This window comes from Micromonospora siamensis, assembly GCF_900090305.1.
GTDB classification, from domain to species: domain Bacteria; phylum Actinomycetota; class Actinomycetes; order Mycobacteriales; family Micromonosporaceae; genus Micromonospora; species Micromonospora siamensis.
Genome location: NZ_LT607751.1, coordinates 4,090,179 through 4,111,111 on the forward strand (window position 1 = coordinate 4,090,179; position 20,933 = coordinate 4,111,111).

The 20,933-nt window shown below is 74.5% G+C and carries 20 protein-coding genes; 10 read left to right on the top strand and 10 right to left on the bottom strand.

Features of this window, described 5'->3' with window-relative positions:
• The first annotated feature begins 44 nt into the window (after positions 1-44).
• Entirely contained in the window at positions 45-2,255 is a 2,211-nt protein-coding gene (locus tag GA0074704_RS18975) for a family 43 glycosylhydrolase (protein ID WP_088971749.1), read from the top strand.
• 20 nt (positions 2,256-2,275) lie between these two features.
• Here GA0074704_RS18975 and GA0074704_RS18980 read toward each other — a convergent pair whose 3' ends face one another.
• Positions 2,276-2,812, bottom strand: a complete 537-nt coding sequence (locus tag GA0074704_RS18980) for a 2'-5' RNA ligase family protein (RefSeq protein WP_088971750.1) — start codon at positions 2,810-2,812, stop codon at positions 2,276-2,278.
• Positions 2,813-2,869: 57 nt separating this feature from the next.
• Here GA0074704_RS18980 and GA0074704_RS18985 point away from each other — a divergent pair, with 57 nt between their 5' ends.
• A complete protein-coding gene (locus tag GA0074704_RS18985; protein WP_231926556.1) occupies positions 2,870-3,304 on the top strand; it encodes a nucleoside deaminase in 435 nt (144 codons plus the stop codon).
• A gap of 3 nt (positions 3,305-3,307) precedes the next feature.
• On the opposite strand, the gene GA0074704_RS18990 is transcribed toward GA0074704_RS18985, so the two are convergent.
• Entirely contained in the window at positions 3,308-3,913 is a 606-nt protein-coding gene (locus GA0074704_RS18990; RefSeq protein ID WP_088971751.1) for a response regulator transcription factor, read from the bottom strand.
• Positions 3,910-5,064, bottom strand: coding sequence for a sensor histidine kinase (locus tag GA0074704_RS18995; RefSeq protein ID WP_088971752.1), 1,155 nt, complete (start codon positions 5,062-5,064; stop codon positions 3,910-3,912). The genes GA0074704_RS18990 and GA0074704_RS18995 overlap by 4 nt, the downstream gene beginning before the upstream one ends.
• A gap of 134 nt (positions 5,065-5,198) precedes the next feature.
• On the opposite strand from GA0074704_RS18995, the gene GA0074704_RS19000 reads away from it, so the two are divergent.
• Positions 5,199-6,098 (top strand): hypothetical protein, encoded by a 900-nt coding sequence (locus GA0074704_RS19000; protein WP_231926557.1) that lies wholly within the window; start codon positions 5,199-5,201, stop codon positions 6,096-6,098.
• Positions 6,099-6,173: 75 nt separating this feature from the next.
• A complete protein-coding gene (locus GA0074704_RS19005; protein ID WP_088971753.1) occupies positions 6,174-7,943 on the top strand; it encodes a DEAD/DEAH box helicase in 1,770 nt (589 codons plus the stop codon).
• Between the two features lie 109 nt (positions 7,944-8,052).
• On the opposite strand, the gene GA0074704_RS19010 is transcribed toward GA0074704_RS19005, so the two are convergent.
• Both GA0074704_RS19010 and lon read right to left on the bottom strand, forming a co-directional pair.
• Positions 8,053-8,598, bottom strand: coding sequence for a hypothetical protein (locus tag GA0074704_RS19010; RefSeq protein WP_157743723.1), 546 nt, complete (start codon positions 8,596-8,598; stop codon positions 8,053-8,055).
• Between the two features lie 317 nt (positions 8,599-8,915).
• Entirely contained in the window at positions 8,916-11,252 is a 2,337-nt protein-coding gene (lon, locus tag GA0074704_RS19015) for an endopeptidase La (RefSeq protein WP_088971755.1), read from the bottom strand.
• Positions 11,253-11,534: 282 nt separating this feature from the next.
• Between lon and GA0074704_RS19020 the strand changes: the two genes are divergently transcribed.
• Positions 11,535-11,882 carry a histone-like nucleoid-structuring protein Lsr2 gene (locus tag GA0074704_RS19020; protein WP_088971756.1) on the top strand — a complete coding sequence of 116 codons (348 nt, stop codon included), beginning with the start codon at positions 11,535-11,537 and terminating at the stop codon, positions 11,880-11,882.
• A gap of 173 nt (positions 11,883-12,055) precedes the next feature.
• Here the strand turns inward: GA0074704_RS19020 and GA0074704_RS19025 are convergent, their stop codons facing one another.
• Together GA0074704_RS19025 and GA0074704_RS19030 are read right to left on the bottom strand one after the other, a co-directional pair.
• Complete coding sequence (locus GA0074704_RS19025) at positions 12,056-13,366, bottom strand: hypothetical protein (protein WP_088973799.1); 1,311 nt, start codon at positions 13,364-13,366, stop codon at positions 12,056-12,058.
• A 279-nt stretch (positions 13,367-13,645) separates the two neighbouring features.
• Complete coding sequence (locus GA0074704_RS19030) at positions 13,646-14,512, bottom strand: hypothetical protein (RefSeq protein WP_088973800.1); 867 nt, start codon at positions 14,510-14,512, stop codon at positions 13,646-13,648.
• Positions 14,513-14,648: 136 nt separating this feature from the next.
• On the opposite strand from GA0074704_RS19030, the gene GA0074704_RS29685 reads away from it, so the two are divergent.
• The gene (locus GA0074704_RS29685; RefSeq protein ID WP_088971757.1) at positions 14,649-15,746 is read left to right on the top strand and encodes a DICT sensory domain-containing protein; all 1,098 of its coding nucleotides are present in this window, start codon (positions 14,649-14,651) and stop codon (positions 15,744-15,746) included.
• Positions 15,747-15,759: 13 nt separating this feature from the next.
• Here GA0074704_RS29685 and GA0074704_RS19040 read toward each other — a convergent pair whose 3' ends face one another.
• Positions 15,760-16,425, bottom strand: a complete 666-nt coding sequence (locus GA0074704_RS19040; protein ID WP_269458904.1) for a nitroreductase family protein — start codon at positions 16,423-16,425, stop codon at positions 15,760-15,762.
• Between the two features lie 117 nt (positions 16,426-16,542).
• Here GA0074704_RS19040 and GA0074704_RS19045 point away from each other — a divergent pair, with 117 nt between their 5' ends.
• Together GA0074704_RS19045 and GA0074704_RS19050 are read left to right on the top strand one after the other, a co-directional pair.
• A complete protein-coding gene (locus GA0074704_RS19045; protein ID WP_088971759.1) occupies positions 16,543-17,268 on the top strand; it encodes a helical backbone metal receptor in 726 nt (241 codons plus the stop codon).
• Positions 17,269-17,461: 193 nt separating this feature from the next.
• The gene (locus GA0074704_RS19050; protein ID WP_088971760.1) at positions 17,462-17,938 is read left to right on the top strand and encodes a universal stress protein; all 477 of its coding nucleotides are present in this window, start codon (positions 17,462-17,464) and stop codon (positions 17,936-17,938) included.
• A 177-nt stretch (positions 17,939-18,115) separates the two neighbouring features.
• Here the strand turns inward: GA0074704_RS19050 and GA0074704_RS19055 are convergent, their stop codons facing one another.
• Positions 18,116-18,814, bottom strand: a complete 699-nt coding sequence (locus GA0074704_RS19055; RefSeq protein WP_088973801.1) for a CBS domain-containing protein — start codon at positions 18,812-18,814, stop codon at positions 18,116-18,118.
• A gap of 217 nt (positions 18,815-19,031) precedes the next feature.
• Here GA0074704_RS19055 and GA0074704_RS19060 point away from each other — a divergent pair, with 217 nt between their 5' ends.
• Together GA0074704_RS19060 and GA0074704_RS19065 are read left to right on the top strand one after the other, a co-directional pair.
• The gene (locus GA0074704_RS19060; protein WP_172880639.1) at positions 19,032-19,589 is read left to right on the top strand and encodes a DoxX family membrane protein; all 558 of its coding nucleotides are present in this window, start codon (positions 19,032-19,034) and stop codon (positions 19,587-19,589) included.
• 155 nt (positions 19,590-19,744) lie between these two features.
• Positions 19,745-20,122, top strand: coding sequence for an FKBP-type peptidyl-prolyl cis-trans isomerase (locus GA0074704_RS19065; protein WP_088973803.1), 378 nt, complete (start codon positions 19,745-19,747; stop codon positions 20,120-20,122).
• A 219-nt stretch (positions 20,123-20,341) separates the two neighbouring features.
• On the opposite strand, the gene GA0074704_RS19070 is transcribed toward GA0074704_RS19065, so the two are convergent.
• On the bottom strand, positions 20,342-20,752 hold the full coding sequence (locus GA0074704_RS19070) for an STAS domain-containing protein (protein WP_231926559.1): 411 nt from the start codon (positions 20,750-20,752) through the stop codon (positions 20,342-20,344).
• Between the last annotated feature and the right edge of the window lie 181 nt (positions 20,753-20,933).

Below are 20,933 nucleotides of genomic sequence, written 5' to 3' on the forward strand. Positions count from 1 at the left end.
AGTGACCCTTGTCGACTCCACCGCCAACCACCAAGGCAGGTCTGATGGGACACCTCCACCGCGGCGGCGCCGTTGCCGCCGTACTCGGTCTGCTGCTGGCCGCGACGCCGGCCGCAGCCGACCCGCCCGACCGTTACCGCAATCCGATCTCCGCCGACTTCGCCGACACCTTCGCCGACCCGGTCGTCGTCCGCGGCCCCGACGGCCTCTGGTACGCCTACGGCACCAGCGACCCGCTGAAGGAGGGCGAGAAGACCGCCCACCGGGTGCCGGTGGCCCGCTCGGCCGACCTGGTCGACTGGACCTACGTGGGCGACGCCTTCGGCCCCGACCAGCGTCCCGCCTTCGCCGCGCCCGGCGCCGCCTTCTGGGCCCCCGACGTGCGCCACCTCGACGGCCGCTGGGTGATGTACGTGACGGTCACCGACACCACCGTCTCCGGCGACACCTTCGACACCGCCGTCGGGGCGGCGACCGCGCCCAGTCCGGCCGGGCCGTGGACCTTCAGCGACACCCCGGTCGTGGCCCCCCGTCCCGGGCCCGGCGGCGGCTACCTGTGGACCATCGACCCGAGCCAGTTCACCGACGTCGACGGCACGAAGTACCTCTACTACGGCAGCTACTACGGCGGCGTCTCGGTCACCGAGCTCTCCCCCGACGGGCTGCGCGCGGTCGGCGAGCCGACGCTGGTGGCCGTCGACAACAAGTTCGAGGGCAGCTACGTGCTGCGCCACGACGGCTGGTACTACCTCTTCGCCTCCACCGCGAACTGCTGCGCCGGCCCGGCCACCGGCTACTCGGTGCACGTCGGGCGCTCCCGCAGCCCACGCGGCCCGTTCGTCGACCGCGAGGGCGTCCCGCTGACCGCGTCCCGGGCCGGCGGCACGCCGGTGCTCACCCAGAACGGCAACCGCTGGATCGGCACCGGCCACAACGGCTTCCTCACCGACCTGTCCGGCCAGGACTGGATCGTCTACCACGCGATCGACCGGGCCGACCCGTACCTGGACGAGCCGTTCGGCATCAACGAGCGGCCGATGCTGATCGACCGCCTCGACTGGGTCGACGGCTGGCCGACGGTCAACGCCGGCGCCGGACCGTCCGACGGGCCGCGGCCCGCCCCGGTCACCACCGCCCGCCTCGACGAGCGCTTCGGCTCCGCCTCCCTCGCCGACTGGCGCAAGTCGAGCGGCGACTGGCGGGTCACCGGTGGCGCGCTCACCGGCTCCGGCACGCTGACCTCCCGGTCGGGCACCGGCGGCGACGTCCGCGCCGAGGCCGACCTGCGGGTCGGCGACGCCGACGCGGCGGGGCTGTCGCTCGGCGGCCGGGTCACCGTCACCGTCGACGCCGCCGGCCGGCTGGCCGCCCGCCAGGGCAACCGCACCGTCACCTCGGCCGCGCCGGCCGGCTTCGACCCGGCCGACCGGCACAACCTCGCCGTCGAGGTACGCGGCCGCCAGCTCGTCGCCGAGCTGAGCCCCGCCCGCCTCGGCGACCAGCTCGCCACCGTCACGCTGCGGCTGGACCGCCCGGCGGCCGGGCCGCTCGGCCTGGTCGCCACCGCAGGCCGGGCCGAGTTCGACAACGTCAGCGCCGCCCGGCTGTACCGGCCGGTCAGCAGGGTCGCCGCTCCCCCGCGGGTCGGCGCGCCACTGCCGGCCTACTCCGACGAGTTCACCGACGGGCTGGACCCGGCCTGGCAGTGGATCCGGCGCAACCCCGAGGCCACCGTTGCCGGCGGGGAGCTGCGCTGGCCGGTCGAGGCGGCCGATCTCACCGGCACCGGCAACACCGCCGGGGTGCTGCTGCGCGACGCGCCGACCGGCGACTACGTCGCCGAGACCAAGGTGACCCTGGACCTCGGCGAGGAGACGGTCCGCAACTTCCAGCAGGCCGGCATGGTCGCGTACGTCGACGACGACCGGTTCGCCCGGCTGTCCCAGGTGGCCATCTGGAACACCCGGCAGGTCGAGTACGGCTACGAGCTGCCCTTCGCCGGCCAGCCGGTGTACGGCGGCAACATCGTCGGCCCGCCGGCGACGACCACCTGGCTGCGGCTCGCGCACCACGTCGACCCGGCCACCGGGGAGCACGAGTTCCGGGCCGGCTCCAGCCGGGACGGGGTGACGTGGACCTGGGGCGGGGTGTGGACCTTCCCGGCCGGGACCACGCCGAGGATCGGCCTGGTGGCACACGGCGGGTCCGAGCCGCCGGTGACCGCCGAGTTCGACTACCTGCGCTTCTACCGCTGACCCGACCGGCGCCGCCCACCTCACCCGGTGGGCGGCACCGGCGTGTCGGCGTCCAGGGCGGTCACCGTGCGGGACTCACCGTCGTAGCTGCGCGCCGCCACGAACTCCCCCGCCGGGCGGTCCACGCACACCACCGCCCGGGCCCGCCGCCGGTCGGCGTCCCGGAACCGCAGCGCCAGGCTCAGGTGCGGCACCCACCGTCCGGGACGGTGCCACGGATTCGCCCCCTCGGCATCGCCGAGCACGTCCCAGACCGCGGCGTGCAACGCCACCAGCTCCGGGGTCGGACGCACCAGCCACACCAGCGGCGCGCTGCCGTCGAGCACCTCCACCCGGTCGAGCCGGACCGGGACCGGCAGCGCCGCGGCGCAGAGATCGACCAGGCGCTCCCGCGCCCCGGGCGGGAACGCGTCGACCGCGGCGAGGGTCAGGTGCGGCCGGTTGGTGGGGTGGACGTTGCGGGCCAGGCTGGGCAGCCCGGCCTCGGCCAGCCGCGTCCAGGCCGCGCGTACCCCGTCCTCCAGCGGCGCCGAGCAGAGCAGTTCGACCGTACGCACGCCGTCAGGGTAGACCGGCCCGGTGTGGCGGACGGTCCGACGGGGAACCGCAGCGGGATGAGCATGCTGAACACCGACGACGAACGACACCTGCGCCGGGCGGTGGCGCTGGCCGGCGTGGCCAGGGCGGCCGGTGACGGGCCGTTCGGGTCGCTGCTGGTGGCCGCCGACGGGCGGGTGCTCGCCGAGGAGGTCAACACCGAACGGACCGACCGGGACGTCACCGCCCACCCGGAGCTGAAGCTGGCCCGCTGGGCGGCCCGCGAGCTGGACCGCAACGCAGCGGCCGCGACCACCATGTACACCAGCTGCCAGCCGTGCCCGATGTGTGCGTTCGCGATCGACCGCTCCGGCCTCGGCCGGGTGGTGTACGCGCTCAGCGCCGACCAGCTGGTGACCCTGCGCCCCTCGGCGGCTCCGGTGCCGCCCCGGGTGACCTACCTGGGGCCGGCGTTGCTCGACGAGGCGCGGGTGCCGGTCGAGGAGTTCTGACCCCTACAGCCAGCCCGCGTCGCGGGCGATCCGGACCGCCTCGGCCCGGTCGGCGGCGCCGAGCTTCTGCACCCCGGCGGTCAGGTAGTTGCGCACCGTCCCCGGCGACAGGTGGGTACGCCGGGCGATCACCGCGACCGGGGTGCCGTACTCGGCCAGCCGCAGGGTCTCCAGCTCCCGCGGGGTCAGCGGGCACTCGGGCAGGGTCAGCGCGTCGGCGGCGAGCGCCGGGTCGACGTACCGGCCGCCGCCGTGCACCCGGCGGATCACGTCGGCGAGGGCCCCGCCGGGCGCACCCTTGGGCAGGAAGCCCCGGGCGCCGGCGGTGAGCGCCTGGCGCAGGTGCCCGGGGCGGCCGTGGCCGGTGAGGATCACCACCGCGCACGCCGGCAGCGCCCGGGCCAGCTCGGCGGCGAGCTCGATCCCGCCGGGCGGTGGCATCTCCAGGTCCACCACGGCCACGTCCGGCCGGTGGGCCAGCACGGCGTCGACCGCCTCCCGCCCGGTCGCGGCCTGGGCCACGACCGTCAGGTCCGGCTCCAGGTCGAGCAGGGCGCCGAGGGCGGTACGGATCAGCTCCTCGTCGTCGGCGAGCAGGACCCGGATCACGGCCGCACCGGCACGGTGGCCCGCAGGACGAACTCGTCGCCGTCCCGCCCGGTGTGCAGGGTGCCGCCGGCCACGGCGAGGCGTTCGGCCAGCCCGCGCAGCCCGTTGCTGTGCCCGTCCGGTCCGCCGGCCACGGCGCCGTCGTTGCGTACCGTCATGGTGGCCATCTCGTCCTCCCGGGTGACCTCGATCCGGCACCAGCCGGCCCGGCTGTGCCGCAGCACGTTGGTGCCCGCCTCGCGCAGCACCGCGGCCAGGTCACCGGCCGCGGGCGCCGGCAGCGCGCCGGACGGCGGTACGACGGTGCAGCGCACCCCGCAGGAGCGCAGCACGTCGGCGACCGCGGCGAGCTGCTCGGTCAGGTCGACGGTGCGGTACCCGTGCACCGCGGCGCGGACCCGGTGCAGCGCGGTCCCGGCGAGCCGGCGTACCTCGTCGGCCTCCCGGCCGGCGCGGCCGGCGTCGACGGGCGCCAGGCGGGCGGCGAGCTCGGCCTTCAGCGCGATCACTGTCAGGTCGTGCCCGAGCAGGTCGTGCACGTCGCGGGCGAAGCGCAGCCGTTCCTCGGCGGCGGCCAGCCGGGCCTGAGCCCGCTGGCCCTGCCGGGCCTCGACGAGCAGGTCCCAGAACCAGACCTGCATCCGGTTGACCGCGGCGATGCCCGCCCCGATCCCGCCGGTGATGACCAGGTGGTCGAGGACCGAACCCCCGGTCCACCGGGCCACCGCCGCCGAGACCGCGACCACCACCGCCGACGCGCCGAGGGCGGCCGGGGTGGCCAGCAGCAGGGGCGCCATGCCGACCAGGGTGGCGCCCAGCCAGGCCCAGGTGGGCCAGGCGCCGGCGGCGACCGGACCGGCCAGCGGCACGCTGAGCACCGCGACGGCGAGCAGGCCGGCCTGGAATCGGCGCCGCCACGGAGACGCCAGCCACGGGGTGACCGCCGCGTAGAGCACGGCCGTCTGCGCGACGGTGAAGGCGAGCAGGGCCACCGCGCCGAGGGCGACCCGGGTCTGGTCCGGCTCGCGGGCCAGCCCGACGCCGGGCAGGGCGAGGCTGGCCCAGACGCCGGCGACCAGTGCGGCCAGGGTGACCTGCCGGGCCCGGCGCAGCCGGCGGTCCGCACCGGAGCGCACCGACTCGACCGCCATGTCCGCCGATCCTAGGGGCAGGTCGCACCCGGTTCACCCGTGCGGGATGTCACGGGCGGACCGTGAATTCCACCCGGCGGTTCGCTGACGATCGGCATCTGGGCGGGCACCCCCGGGCGGGCGACGCTGAGGGCATGTCACCTACCGCTCCGGTCCCCGCCCCCATCGAACCCGTCACCGGCCCCGACGCCCGCACAGCCGATCTCGCCCCGGGCGGCGCGTCTCCGCCGACCGGCGCCGGCACCCGCCGACGGCTGCTGCGGCATCTCGCCGAGATGACCGTGGCCATGATCGCCGGCATGGTCCTGCTCGGTCCGGTCCGTCAGCTGCTCGCCGGGGCCCTCGGCCTGGCGGCGACGCTGGACCGGCCCGCCGTCACCCCGTTCGCCATGGCCACCGACATGGCGGTGGGCATGGCGGTGTGGATGTGGCACCGCGGCCACGGCGCCCGGGCCACCGCCGAGATGGTGGCGGCCATGTACGTGCCGTTCCTGCTCCTGCTGGTGCCGCTCGCCGCCGGCCTGCTCGACGCGGACGCGCTGATGCTCGGCGGGCACCTGCTGATGCTGCCGGCGATGGCGGTGGTGGCCGTCCGGCACCGGCACGAGCACCCGGCCCCGCCCCGCCGGCACCCGGCGGTCGCCGCCCTGGTCGCCCGCTGGCCGGCCGCGCTGGCGCTGCTGATCACCGCCGACCAGTGGTTCGCGCCGAGCGTCCTGCCGGCGGCCAGCCTGCTGGTGCTGCCGGCGGGCTACCTGACCATCGGCACGGTACGCCGGCAGTGGCGGACGCCGGGGGCGCTGCGGACGCAGTTCCTCGGGCTGGTGGTCTGGTCCGGGCTCGCCGGGTTGGCGCTGGCCGTCGGCGGGGACACCGCCGGCTGGCTGGTCGCCGGGGGCTGGTTCGCCCACGCCGGCTGGGACCTGTGGCACCACCGCGCCGACCGGGTGGTGCCGCGCGGGTACAGCCAGTTCTGTGGCGTGCTGGACCTCGTGTTCGGGGTGACCATCGCGCTGGCCCTGCTCGCCGGGTGAGGCCCGGACGTGTCGCGCGCGACGGTTGTGCCGGTCGGCGGAACGCGCCGACCGGCATGATGAAAAGCTTTGCCCATGAGTTCCGCACCCGTACCGACCGACCCCACCCCCGCCGACCCCGACGAGGCGACCGCCTTCGCGGACCTCGGCCTGCGGGCCGAGCTGCTCGGCGCGCTCAGCGCCCTGGGCTACGAGGAGCCGACCCCGATCCAGCGGGAGGCGATTCCCACGCTGCTCAGCGGCCGGGACCTGCTCGGCCAGGCGGCGACCGGTACGGGCAAGACCGCCGCGTTCGCGTTGCCGCTGTTGCAGCGGATGCCCGACGACCGGCCCGGCGGTGAGCCGCTGGCCCTGGTGCTGGTGCCCACCCGGGAGCTGGCGGTGCAGGTCTCCGAGGCCTTCCACCGGTACGGCAAGGACCTGGGCGCCCGGGTGCTGCCGATCTACGGCGGGCAGCCGATCGGCCGGCAGTTGCGCGCGCTGGACATGGGCGTGGACGTGGTGGTGGCCACGCCGGGCCGGGCCCTGGACCACATCGCCCGGGGCACCCTGCGGCTGGGCAACCTGGCCACGGTGGTGCTGGACGAGGCCGACGAGATGCTCGACATGGGCTTCGCCGAGGACATCGAGGCGATCCTGGAGCACGCGCCGGAGCAGCGGCAGACGGTGCTCTTCTCGGCCACCATGCCGGCCCGCATCGACGGGCTGGCCCGCAAGCACCTGACCGATCCGGTGCGGATCCAGATCGGGCGGGAGCAGCCGGTCGCCGGGGAGGCGCCCCGGGTGCGGCAGAGCGCGTACATCGTCGCCCGAGCGCACAAGCCGGCGGCGCTGGGCCGGGTGCTCGACGTCGAGTCCCCCACCGCGGCGATCGTCTTCTGCCGCAGCCGGGAGGAGGTGGACCGGCTCACCGAGACGATGAACGGCCGGGGTTACCGGGCCGAGGCGCTGCACGGCGGGATGAGCCAGGAGCAGCGCGACCGGGTGATGGGGCGGCTGCGGTCCGGCACGGCGGACCTGCTGGTGGCGACCGACGTGGCCGCCCGTGGCCTGGACGTGGAGCAGCTCACCCACGTGGTGAACTACGACGTGCCGTCGGCCCCCGAGTCGTACGTCCACCGGATCGGCCGGGTCGGCCGGGCGGGTCGGGAGGGCGTGGCGATCACCCTCGCCGAGCCGCGCGAGCACCGGATGCTCAAGACCATCGAGCGGGTGACCGGCCAGCGGATCGCCATCGACAAGATCCCCACGGTTGCCGACCTGCGGACCCGCCGGCTGGAGCTGACCCAGGCGGCGCTGCGGGAGTCGCTGCTGGAGGACGACCTGGAGCCGTTCCGGGTGATCGTGGAGACGCTCAGCGACGAGTTCGACATGATGGAGGTCGCGCTCGCGGCGGTGCGGCTGGCCCACGAGGCGACTCTCCCCGGCTCCGCCGACGAGGAGGAGGAAGAGATCCCGCAGGTCGCGGTCCGTCCGCAGCGGGAGAGCCGCCCGGGGTACGAGGGGCGCGGCGGCGACCGTCGCGGTGGCGGCGCCCGGCCGCGTACCGGCGGCACCACCCAGGTCTTCATCGGCCTGGGCCGGCGGGCCGGAGTCCGGCCGCAGGATCTGGTCGGGGCGATCACCGGCGAGACCGGGATCAACGGCCGGGACATCGGCTCGATCGAGATCGCCGACCGGTTCTCGCTGGTGGAGGTGCCGGTGGGGGTGGCCGACGAGGTGATCCAGGGGTTGCGGGGCAGCACGATCAAGGGGCGTAAGGCGACCGTGCGTCGGGACCGGGACGGCGACGACGGGGGCGGCGAGCGCCGCTACGGCTCCCGGGAGCGGCGGGACCGCCGTTGACCGGGGCGGGTCGGAACCCGTTTCGGCGCCGGTCGGGACCGCCGCCTCCGCGCCCGGCCTGAGCGGCACGGCGGGGCCGACCCAACCGGGCCGCCCCGCCGCGAAGCGATCAGCAGTTACGGATGTACCAGACCGGGTCCCAGTTGTACGTCCCCCGACCGACGGTCGTGAACGACTTCAGGGTGCCGCCGCTCTGGTTGTAGAAGTACACCCGGACGCCGCCGTACTGGTTGTTGTAGTAGTAGCCCGTGCCCTGCCAGTAGGAAAGCGCGTAACGGTTGCAGTAGTAGAGGTCGAAGACCTTCCAGGTACCCCTTGTCGGGTCCCACACCGAGGCACAGAAGTTTCCGTACGCACAGGAGACGGTCTGCGGGTTCGAGGTGTACCGGACGTTGGTCGCCGGGCTGATCGTGGGCGAGTATGCGGCCAAAACGGCCCCCACCTGCGCGCCGCCGGAGGCGGCCTGTTGACGGGGTGCGGCTACGGCCGCGGCCACGACGTGGCTGGTGGCGGCGTGGGTCTCGGTCGGTTGGGCGGCGGCCGGGGCGGCCACCGCGAGCATGCCGGCCATGGTCACGCCACCGAGCAGCGCGAGCAGCCGAGCCGACCTCCGGAAGGCCCGACGCGGGGTCCCGCGCGACGATTCAGCGGACATGTGACGCTCCTTTCACAAACGGTCGTCTGCCGGCCGGCTGCGAGCAGATGCGTCGGCGGAGCCGGCCAATCGGAGCCTAGAACTCCCGCCCGATCGGCAGCCAGGCCGACATCTGTCATTTCGCAACCGACGCAAAAGGATCGCCGCAATGCGAATGGAGCCTCAAATTGTCTCGGCCTTTTTGTGAAATGTGAATGGGGCATCGACATTCATGGTCAGCCTACTGGTTCCACACGGCTGCCGGACCGGCCGTCGCCGGTCCGGCAGCAGGACGACATCGGGCGGCCGACCCGTCGGGGTCGGCCGCCCGGGCGCCGTCAGGCCGCGGCGAGCGGCTGCCCGCCCAGCGTCCCGGCGTCCACCTCGGCCGGGCGCAGCGCGAGGGCGAGCACGTCGGCGACGTCGGCCAGGGTGTGGATGGTCAGCGCCTCGCGCACCTCGGTGGGCAGGTCGTCCAGGTCCGGCTCGTTGCGGGCCGGGATGATCACCTCGGTCAGGCCCGCCCGGTGCGCGGCCAGCAGCTTCTGCTTCACCCCGCCGATGGGCAGCACCCGGCCGGAGAGGGTCACCTCGCCGGTCATCCCGAACTCGGGCCGTACCGGCCGGCCGGTCACCAGGGAGGCCAACGCGGTGACCATGGTGATGCCGGCGCTGGGGCCGTCCTTGGGCACCGCGCCCGCCGGGAAGTGCACGTGGATCCGCCGCCCGGCGAGGGTGTTGGGGTCGATGCCGAGCCGCCGCCCGTTGGAGCGCAGGTACGACAGCGCGATCTGCGCCGACTCCTTCATCACGTCGCCGAGCTGCCCGGTCAGGGTCAGCCCCGGCTCACCCTCCATGCTGGTGGCCTCGATGAACAGCACGTCCCCACCGGCGCCGGTGACGGCCAGACCGGTGGCCACGCCGGGCACCGCGGTCCGCTCCGCCGACTCCGGGGTGAACTTCGGCCGGCCCAGGTAGCGGGCCAGGTTGCCGCGGTCCACGGTCACCCGCGTCGGGTCCGCCGCCAACGCCACGGTCACCTTGCGCAGGATCTTCGCCAGGGCCCGTTCGAGCTGCCGGACGCCGGCCTCCCGGGTGTACTCCCCGGCGATCAGCGCCAGCGCCTCGTCGGCGACGGTCACCTCGTCGGCGGTCAGTCCGGCCCGGTCGAGCTGTCGGGGCAGCAGGTGGTCGCGGGCGATGGCGACCTTCTCGTCCTCGGTGTAGCCGTCCAGCGTGACCAGTTCCATCCGGTCCAGCAGCGGGCCGGGGATCGACTCGACCACGTTGGCGGTGGCCAGGAAGAGCACGTCGGACAGGTCGAGGTCGACCTCCAGGTAGTGGTCGCGGAAGGTGTGGTTCTGCGCCGGGTCGAGCACCTCGAGCAGAGCCGCGGCCGGGTCGCCGGAGTAGCCGACGGCCAGCTTGTCGACCTCGTCGAGGAGCACCACCGGGTTCATCGAGCCGGCCTCGCGCAGGGCGCGGACGATCCGACCGGGCAGCGCGCCGACGTAGGTGCGCCGGTGACCGCGGATCTCCGCCTCGTCCCGGACGCCGCCCAGGGAGACCCGGACGAAGTTACGGCCCAGGGCCCGGGCGACGGACTCGCCGAGGCTGGTCTTGCCGACGCCGGGCGGGCCGGCGAGGGCGAGCACCGCGCCGGAGCCACGCCCGCCGACCACGCCGAGGTTGCGCTCGGCCCGGCGGTTGCGCACCGCGAGGTACTCCAGGATGCGGTCCTTCACGTCGGCCAGGCCGGCGTGGTCGGCGTCGAGCACCGCCCGGGCCACGGCCAGGTCGGTGTTGTCCTCGGTACGCGTGTTCCACGGCATCTCGAGGACGGTGTCCAGCCAGGTACGGATCCAGCCCGTCTCCGGGGAGGCGTCACTGGCCCGCTCCAGCTTGCCGACCTCGCGCAGGGCGGCCTCGCGGACCTTTTCGGGCAGGTCGGCGGACTCCACCCGGGACCGGTAGTCGGCGGAGCCGTCCGGCTCGTCCTCGCCGAGTTCCTTGCGGATGGCGGCGAGCTGCTGGCGGAGCAGGAACTCGCGCTGGGACTTTTCCAGCCCCTCCCGGACGTCGCTGTTGATCTGCTCGGTGACCTCCTGCTCGGCCAGGTGCTCCCTGACCCAGCCGACCAGCAGTTCGAGTCGGGCGGTGACGTCCGGCGCGACGAGCAGTTCGGTCTTCTGCCCGAGGCTGAGCCAGGGCGCGTAGCCGGCGGCGTCGGCCAGCTCGGAGAGGTCGGTCATCCGCTCCATGGCGTCGATGACCTGCCAGGCGCCGCGCTGCTGGAGGACCGAGGTCATCAGCGCGCGGTACTCACGGGCGAGTTCCCGGGCCTTGCCGGCCGGGGCGGGTTCGTCGAGCGGGGTGGCCTCGACCCAGAGGGCGGCGCCCGGTCCGGGCACGCCGGAGCCGATCCGGGCGCGGGCCAGGCCGCGGACCACGGCGGCGGGTTCGCCGTCGGGCAGCCGGCCGACCTTCTCGATGGTGGCGATCACGCCGACGGGGCCGTACTCGCCGTCGAGGCGGGGCACGGCGAGCAGTTTCTTGTCGCCGGTGGCCCGGGCGGCGTCGACGGCGGCCTGGGTGGTCGGGTCGAGGGTCACCGGGATGACCATGCCGGGCAGCAGGACGGCGTCGGTGAGGGGCAGTACCGGAAGAGTAGCCATCGAACACCTGCTATCGCGTTGAGTTGAGCGTGTCAGGCTCAAGTCAGCGGGCGGGTCCGTTGTTCCGGGCTGTGACCCAGCACACGTCGCGGGTGCCGACCCCGCTGGACGTCCATCGGGGCCGAACCGGCTGAATGGCACACCTGCGGGATTGCCCCGGTCCGGATTTCCGCAGGATCGGGACGACGCGCCGAATAGAAATTGGTGGGTAATGTTGCGATTATGCCCGGCCATACGTCAAACTCTGGGGCAGAACCAGCCCGACACGAGGAGTAATTGGCGATGGCAAGGAAGGTAATCACCGTTCTGACCGACGATCTCGACGGCGGAAAGGCCGATCGGACCGTCGAGTTCAGCCTGGACGGCGTGGCGTACACCATCGACGTCTCCGACGAGAACGCGGGGGTTCTGCGCAAGACCCTGGACCCGTACATCAGCGCCGGTCGGCGCATCGGTCGTGGTCCGGTCGACGCCGGTCGCGCCACCCGCCGGCCCGGCCGGCCGGCGAGCGCCGGAATGGACCGGGAGCAGAACCGGGCCATCCGGGAATGGGCCACGAAGAACGGCTACGAGATTTCCGAGCGGGGCCGCATCCCGGTGTCGGTCGTCGAGGCGTACAAGAACCGCTGAGACAACCGGCGCGGTCACCCGCGGGCACCTGAAGGTCACGCTGGGAAAGCAGCGGGCATCCGGTGGGCGTTTTCCACCGTTCACAATTATCCGCCGGCCGGTACCCGTCGGCCGGCAGGTTCCACCCGAGCATCGGGCGGCCCGGGCACCTGGCCCGGACCGCCCGATTCTCGTCAGTTGACCTGGATGCGCACCACGTCGAACGCGGGGGTCTGGTTCGCCCGCTCCATCATCGGGATCCGGTGCGAGCCGTCACCGGCCCAGACCGCGCACTGCGCCGTGCCGGACTGCGGCAGGCCCGGGATCTGGATGAGGACGTCGTCCGGCTGGGCGCCACCGCGCCCGTCCTCGGTGGCCACGAAGAACGCCGGGACGTCCTGCGGAGCGGGCGGCTCACGGTCGCTCTGCAACATCCGGCAGGCGGTGTGGAAGTGGCCCCGCACCAGCCCCTGGTCGTTGAGGAGCGAGCTCTCCAGGTAGTAGCCGCCCTGGCCGGCGGCGAGGAACCGGTCGCGGACCAGGTTGCGGGTGGTCACCCGCAGCGTGAACGCCTGGTTGCGCTGCACCTGCCCGGGGAACTGCGTGATCAGCAGCGAGGGGTTGTTGGCCGCCGCGCCGACCTCGCCGAAGGCCGTGCTCACGCACCGGTTTCCGTTCTGGAAACCGTCGTGCGGCTGCAAACGGCTGTTTCCGCAGTCCTTCGCCAGGACACCGAGCCCGTTGCCGTTGTTGTTGCCCCCGTTGTTCGCACCGCCGTTGCCGGCGCCGCCGTTGTTGTTTCCGCCCGTGGCGCCACCGTTGTTCGCGCCACCATTGGCGCCACCGTTGTCCGCACCGCCGTTCGCGCCACCGTTGGTCGCGCCACCGTTGTTGCCGCCGCCGGCCAGCGCGCACTCGGCCAGCCGGTCGAGGCCCTGCGGGCGCTGCGCGACCCGGCCGATCGCGGTGGCGATCCGGTTCAGGGCGGCCCGCCGCTTGTCGGCGAGCGGTCGCAGGATCGCATTGTTGATGAAGTCCGGTCCGTTGGCGCCCTCGGCGGCGAGCCGGCGGTTCGCCTCCGCGATCTGCCGCTGCAGCAGGGCCAGGTTGCGGTCGACCTCGCTGCGGGCCGCCTCCGGCACCTGCTGGAGCTGGCCGGTGGCGTCCGGGCAGGCCACGGTGGCCGCGCCGGTGCCCGCGCCGCCCGCCGTGGTGTTCTGGCACTCGGCGACGGACATCTGCCCGTCACCCCAGTGGTTGCGCACCCAGCGACCGTTCTGCCAGGTCCGGGTGGTGCTGCCACGACCGCTCGGCGAGGTGGCGCCCGGGCTCGGCGCCACGCACGAGACCGCCCTGGTGCGGGTGCCCGTCGGCCGCTCATGGGCCGACGAGATCTGGGTGACGGCGACGATCCCGCCGAAGACCGCGAGCGTGCCGACCACGGCCAGTACCCGCTTGCTCCGCGCGTTACCGGATGACCGGCGCGCGGTTGTGGACCTGCGCATCGAATTGCTCTCCTTCTCGATCCGGTAGTTGACCCGCGACCTCGCCGGATCGACGATTTCGGGGTCTGCCACCCCGGCGAGGAACACGGCGCCGTTCCGGCCGTGCGTCGATGACCGACGATGCCCTTTCCGCACCGTCCGCCGCGCCTGCCGGGCGCGGCCGGGAAGATCTGCGTCCGTTCGGGCAGGAGTACGGAGTGCGCGCCGCCACGGTTCAACCGGGCCTACGCGGATTTCCGGAAAAAGGAGAAGCAGGGTCGACGCCCCGTCGGGGTGCGCTCAGTCGGCGCAGAGATGCGCGAAGGCGAATCCGTCCACCAGCTCGTCGGAGCGGTCCCGCAGCTCGACCACCGACCGGCGCAGCTCCTCGGGAGTGACCAGCTGCGGCGGCACACCGGTCAGGTCGCGCAGCCGCTCCCCCACCGCCGCCGCGGCGAGGTCCTCGGCGAGCCGGGCGGCGTCCACCCCGCAGGAGACCCCGTGCTCCCAGATCCGCACCCGCTCCACCAGGCACCCGTCCGGGCGTACGGAGACCCAGCTCCAGCCCTCCGCCGGCCCGCCCTGCCACCGCACGTGCAGGCCGCGCACCAGCGGGTCGGCCAACCGCCGGTCAACGTACGCCTCGACGGCCGCCGCCCGGGCCAGCGCGCCGAGGTCGTTGACGTGGCCGCTACGCCCGTCGGGCAGCCGGCCGACGATGTCGCGGAACCCGACCGGCACCGGGTCCAGTTCACCGCCCGAGCCGTCGGCGGCTCCGGCGTACCGGTGGGCGTCCAGGACGTACCCGATGATCCGCCGCCCGTGCCCGGCGGCGGCCAGCGTGGCGTTCTCCACGGTGAGCACCGGAAGGCCGACCGCCGCGCAGACGGCGGTCGTCGCCCGCTCGACCCGGTGCCGGGGCGACCCGGGCGGCGCCGGCGGCGCGATCCGCAGCGCGAACGCCGGCAGCCCGGTACGGGCGTCGCAGACCACCTGGTCGAAGCCCTCGCGCAGCGCCGAACTCCACTGGTGCCCGGTGATGCCCGGCGGGCGACCGGTGACCAGCTCGCCCAGGCGGCGATCGGGGTGCACGACCGGGCCGGCGCCGGACCGGTCCGGGTCGGCGGTGAGGGGACGCAGCCAGGCGCCGGTGCCGGTGCTCGTCATCGTGGTGGGATCCATCCGTGGGGCGGTCGACCGGCCCCGAGTCTAGGTCGCCGATCGTGGGCGACGGCTCGGCGGTGCGGCCGAGCCGCCCGACTCTGCGGGTGCGCCGGTCGGGCCGATTATCTAGGCTCACCGGGTGCCACAGAGTGGAGCAGTCCCACAACGTTCGACCAAGCGCGCCCTCGTCGCCGTCTCGCACGCCATCGAACAGGCCGCGCTGGCCACCGCCGAGGACGGCCCGCTGCTGGTCGTCGCGCTGTTCCAGCGGCTGCCCTACTTCGAGCGGGAACGCGCCCGGTACGCGCGGATCGCGGGCACGGCCGCCGTGACCGTGATCGGCATGGTCGGCCAGCTCCCGGCGGACCTGCCGCCGAACGTGGTGGGGGTGCCGCTGGACGAGGCGGAGGAGCTGGGCCGTGAGTGGAGTGTGGTGGCGCTGACCCCACGCTTCGGCGCCGCCCTGGTGGCGTACGACCAGGGAGAGGTGGAGCCGGCGCCGACCCTGGAGGCCGGACGGCTCTTCGACGGCGGCTGGAGCTTCCGGCGCGACGTCGCGTTGCACGAGGCGCTGCGGCTGCGCGACCGCCTCGGTGACCGGGTGCCCGGCCCGGCCCGCGCGGCCTTCGACGCGGTCCTGGAACGGGTACGGGACCTGCCCGCCACGCCCGGGGAGAGCCGGGCGGAGGCGGCGCTGCGGCTGATGGCCGGGCGGGCCGACCGGGCCCACCGCGCCATGGCGGAGCCGGTCGAGGAGCGGCCGCCGCTGCTGGACGAGCCGGCGCTGCGACGGTGGACCCTGGCCGACGGGGTGACCGCCTCCGGCACCCTGCCGGTGGCGGTGATCGGCGTACGGGTGGCGGAGCCGGCCGGCACCCCGGAGCGCTTCGGTCGGCGCAGCATGGCCCGGGAGACCCAGGCCGTGGTGGCCGCCCTCACCGCGGTACTGCGCCCGGTGGACCGGGCGGTACGCCTCACCGAGCAGGACTACCTGCTGGTCCTGCCGTCGCTCACCGAGGAGCAGGCGGTGGCCGTGGCCGGCCGGGTGCACGAGTCGATCGGCGGGCTGGCCCGCTCGTACCCCTTCGTGGCCTACGCGGTGCACGCGGCGGTAGCCTTGACCGACCGGCGTCCGCTGCCGGTGGCCGAGGTGCGGCACGCCATGGAGTGGGCGGCCCGGGAGGGCGTGCCGGTGGCCACGGTGGCCCGGGAGGCGGTGGCCACCGGCCCGGGCTGACCGGCCGTCCGGCTCAGCGCCAGACCACCACCTCGGACAGCGGTTTGCGGGCCAGGTCTGGGACGCTCGCCCCGTCCGCCGGGTAGCCCACCGGGATGAGCAGGTATCCGCGCTCCTCGGCCGGCCGGTCGAGTAGTTCGTTGAGGAACCGCATCGGGCTCGGCGTGTGGGTCAGGGTGGCCAGGCCGGCGTGGTGCAGCGCGGCGAGCAGGAACCCGACGGCGATCCCGACCGACTCCTTGACGTAGTACGGCCGGGGCGTGCGGGGACCGCGGTGCAGCTCGAAGACCACGATCACGGCCGGGGCGGTCTCCAGGAACGGCTTGCTGGCGTCGGTGCCCAGCGGCGCCAGCGCGGCCAGCCACTCCTCCGGTGCCCGCCGCTCGTAGAAGACCCGCTCCTCCGCCTCGGCCGCCACCCGCAGCCGCCGCTTCAGCGCCGGATCGGTGACCACCACGAACCGCCACGGTTGCAGGTTGGCGCCGCTGGGCGCGGACGCCGCCGCCCGCAGCGCCTCGGCCAGCACGCCCTCGGGCACCGGCCGGTCGCTGAACTCGCGCACGGTGCGGCGGTCCACCATGGTCCGGGCGAACGCGCGGGCCCGGGGCAGTGCCTGGTCGGCCGGGACACCGTAGTCGGGGACGGGCAGGGTGAACGCGGGGTCGGGGTTCGGCGTCACCAGAACATTGTGGGGGCACTCGCCGCTCCCGGCCACCGGACCGCCCCTCGGCGGGCGGCGCGGCGCGGGCCGGCATGATCGGTACGGGCGCCGCCGGCGCCGCAGAGAGGGGTTCCCGTGCGGGTCGTGTCGTTGGTGCCGTCGCTGACCGAGGCGGTCGCGGTGACCCTGCCCGGGGTGCTGGTCGGGGCGACGGACTGGTGCACCCATCCGGCCGGGTTGGACGTCGCCCGGGTCGGTGGCAGTAAGTACCCGGACCTCGACCGGGTCCGCGCGCTGCGACCCGACCTGGTCCTGCTCAACGTGGAGGAGAACCGCCGCGAGGATGCGGATGCCCTGGCCGCCGCCGGGGTGCCGGTCCGGGTGACGTACCCGCGTACCGTGCCGGCGGCGCTGGACGAGCTGGCCGGCCTGCTGACCGACCTCGGTGCCCCCGGCGAGCCGGAGTGGCTGGTCGCGGCCCGCCGGGCCTGGGCGGACCCGCCGGCCCTGCCGCGGGTACGCACGGCCGTGGTGCCGGTGTGGCGCCGGCCGTGGGTGGTGCTCGGCGCGGAGACCTTCGCCGGGGACGTGCTGCGCCGGCTGGGCGTGGTCAACGCCTACGCCGGGCACCCGGAGCGGTATCCCCGGCCCGGCCTGGACGAGCTGCGGGCCCGCCGGCCCGATCTGGTGGTGCTGCCCGACGAGCCCTACCTGTTCACCGCCGACGATGGCCCGGAGGCCTTCCCCGGCGTGCCCTGCGCACTGGTCCCGGGCCGGCACCTCACCTGGTACGGCCCGAGCCTCGCCGACGCGCCCGCCGTGCTCGCCGCAGCGCTGTCCGCCCCGCTCCCCGCCGCCTGACCGGGCCCTCCCCCACGCCCGGCGGCCCGGTGTTCGCCGGCCCCTTCCCCCGATGCCGTGCGGACCGGTTCCGGGCGGCCCGGTCGGGCGCCGTGCGGGGCGAACGGCCCGGGCCCGCCGGGTCCTTCGCGCCTTCCCGGCCAGCCCCCGGCGGGATGGACTGCGGGAGGAGGAGAAGGAAGGAGCGGGAGCGATGGAGAGCAACCGACTGATCGTGGTGGGCGTCGACGGCTCCGACGGTGGCCGGCGGGCGCTGGACTGGGCGGCCGACGAGGCGATCGCCCACGGCGGCGCCGTCCAGGTGGTGGTCGCCTGGCGGTGGGATCGGATCGAGGTGGGTCCGATGACGAACGCGACCGGCCCGGTCGACGAGCAGGCCCGGGCGGTGGCCCTGCTCGACGACGAGCTCCGTGGCCTGGCCCTCCGCAAGGGATCCGGGTGCGTGGTCTCCGGCGAGGTGGTCGAGGGACCACCCGCGGAGGTGCTGGCGTCGGCGGCCCACGGCGCCGACCTGCTGGTGCTGGGCAGTCACGGGCACAGCCGGCTGCGGCACACGGTGCTCGGCTCGGTGAGCGAGGAGTGCGTCCGCCGGGCCACCTGCCCGGTGGTGGTGGTCCCGGTGCCCGCACCGACCACCCGGGTCTCCACCGAACCCGCCCTGCGCGCCTGACGCCGACGGCAGCGGGCCCCACCGGTGACGGTGGGGCCCAGTTGGGTGGGCAGCGTCTCAGCAACAATCGTTCCGAGCGTGATACCTCAGAGTTCATCATCATTCCTCCGAGGTATCACGCTCGCGGGGCCGTCCACGTCGCCGCCCACGGACCCGAGGGCGGCCCGGGACCGCGGCTCAGGCCACCGGGGTGACCGGGCCGGACGGCAGCTCCACCAGGGTGGTGTCGTCCACGTCGTAGCCGACGGCGTTCACGACCTGCACCACGCCGCCGACCTGCGCGGCGAGCCGGCCGGCCAGATCCACCGCCGTGCGCCGGTCCAGGCGCCCGTCGAGGGTGACCACCCCGTCGCGGACCTGCACGGTGACCAGGCCGTCGCGCACGGCCAGCACCCGGCGCAGCACCTCCTGCACCACGTCCTCGCGGATCTCCGCGTCGGTACGCAGGTGCACCCGGAGCAGGTCGCCACGGGTCACGATGCCGACCAGCCGGCCGAGGTCGTCCAGCACCGGCAGCCGCTTGACCGCGTCGCGGTCCATCTGCCGGGCGGCCGCCGGCAGGGACGCCTGCGCGACGGTGGTGACCGCGGGGGCGCTCATCAGGTCCCGGGCGACCAGCCCGTCGGCCTTCTCCCGCGCGGTACGCCGCCGGCGCCCCTCGAAGACCCGCCGTTCCTCCGGGTGGCCGGACCGCTCGACCTTGTGCAGCAGGTCCGTCTCGGACACCACCCCCAGCACCCGGCGGAACCCGTCCACCACCGGCACGCCGCTCACGCCCCGGCGGATCAGCACGTCGACGATCTGCCGGTACGGCGTCTCCTCGCCGACCGTCGCGACGTCCCTGGTCATCACGTCGCCCACCTGCCACGTCCTCATGACGGCCTCCTCGCCGAGTCGTTCCACCCGCGACGCTACGAGCGCTTCGGCGACCCGGTCAGAGGCGGCGGACCGGCGTCGTACGGCCGACCGGACCGGTCGGATCGGGGTCCAAGGTCCCGGGTACGCGGGGCCCGGTCGGCCCTGCTGGCCGGGCATCGACCGGAGTGGAATGTAGATGCCACCGAGAAGCGCGGTGCGAGGCACAAGAAGGGACGTGGAGACCATGACCGCGACAACTGAGCGGAACACCGCCAACACCATCGCTCCGGCGGCCGGGACCACCCGTGAGAAGGCCGTCCGGTACATCTTCGCCGGGCTGCGGATCGCGCTGGGCTGGATCTTCCTCTGGGCGTTCGTCGACAAGCTGTTCGGGCTCGGACACGCCACCCCGGAGAAGGGTGCCTGGATCAACGGCGGCAGCCCCACCAAGGGCTTCCTCGCCTTCGGCGCCACCGGCCCGTTCAAGGGCTTCTACAACGGGATCGCCGGCGCCGCCTGGGCGGACTGGCTGTTCATGCTCGGCCTGCTGGGCATCGGCGTCGCCCTGGTCCTCGGCATCGGAATGCGGATCGCCGCCATCGCCGGCACCCTCCTGCTGGTCATGATGTGGACGGTCGTGCTGCCCCCCGAGAACAACCCGTTCATGGACGACCACCTGATCTACGCGGGTCTGCTGGCCGCCCTGGCCCTGGTCGGCGCCGGGAACACCTTCGGCCTCGGCGGGACGTGGCAGAAGCTGCCGATCGTCCAGCGCTTCCCCTGGCTCCGCTGAACACCACCCCCGGCGGGCGTCACCGATGGTGACGCCCGCCTTTCGCGTACGCCCACCCGCCCGCCTCGGGGACCGGCGGGGATCGGTGGGTCGCTATCCGGCAGGATCGATACCGACCGCAGAACCGTGACCGAGGTGGGAGAACGCGCATGAACATGCCCCAGGCAGGCAAGCCCGAGGTCGGCCCGATCGAGGGCGCGCCGCCCGCCGACCTGGTCGTCGAGGACCTCACCGTCGGCGACGGCCCCGAGGCGCGGCCCGGCCAGCTGGCGACCGTGCACTACGTCGGCGTCTCGCACTCCACCGGGCAGCAGTTCGACGCCTCGTGGGACCGGGGCGACGCCTTCGAGTTCCCGCTCGGCGGCGGCCAGGTCATCTCCGGCTGGGACCAGGGCGTCGTCGGCATGAAGGTCGGCGGCCGTCGCAAGCTGACCATCCCGCCGCACCTGGGCTACGGCGCGCGGGGCGCCGGCGGCGTGATCAAGCCGAACGAGACCCTGATCTTCGTGGTGGACCTGCTCGGCGTCCGCTGACCCGGCCACCGCCGGACCACGGCGGGGTCGTCGGCCGCACCGGTCGGCGGCCCCGCGCCAGGGGCCAACTGCGGGACGCGCCCGCACGGTCAGGCCATCAGCGGGACGTGTCCACCTGGCCAGGCCACCGGCGGGTCGTGTCCACCCGGTCAGGCCACGGGCCGCCCGGTCAGGCCATCAGCGGGACGTGCCCACCCGGTCAGGCCACGGCCCGCTTGGTCAGGCGACCAGCTCGACGGGCAGGTCGCCCGGCTGCCCCGGGCGCTGGCGGCCCGCGAACCCGCCGCCGGTGGCCTGCGTCGGATCACCACCGACGATCGGGACGACCCGGTGCAGGCCGGTCGCCCGCAGCACCCGCAGCACGGTCGGGGTGGGCTCGACCAGGACCAGCTCGCCGCCCTGCGCCCGGATCCGCAGGTGGGCGGCGACCACCGCCCGGACCCCGGCGGCGGAGAGCAGCCGCACGCCGGCCAGGTGCAGACGCAGCACCGGCCGAGCCGGAGCCGACCAGAGAGCGGCACGCAGCGTGCCCACGGTGGCGATGTCGACCTCGCCGACGGCCCGCACGTCGACCGCCCGGTCGCCCACGCTGACGGTGACCGCGAAACGGTCGCTGCGCTGCTCTTCCATGCCCCCGAACCTATCTCCTGCCACCGACATTTCCGGCCGGCTGAGACGCCCGTCTCCGGGTAGGTCCCGGGTCGTCCCCGAGGCGCCTCCGGGCTCCCCCGGTCGGCGCCCCGGATCCGAACTCCCGGCCCGGACGCGCGCTGCCCGGACCGGCCGTTCAAGGCGCTCCCTTCCGGCCCCG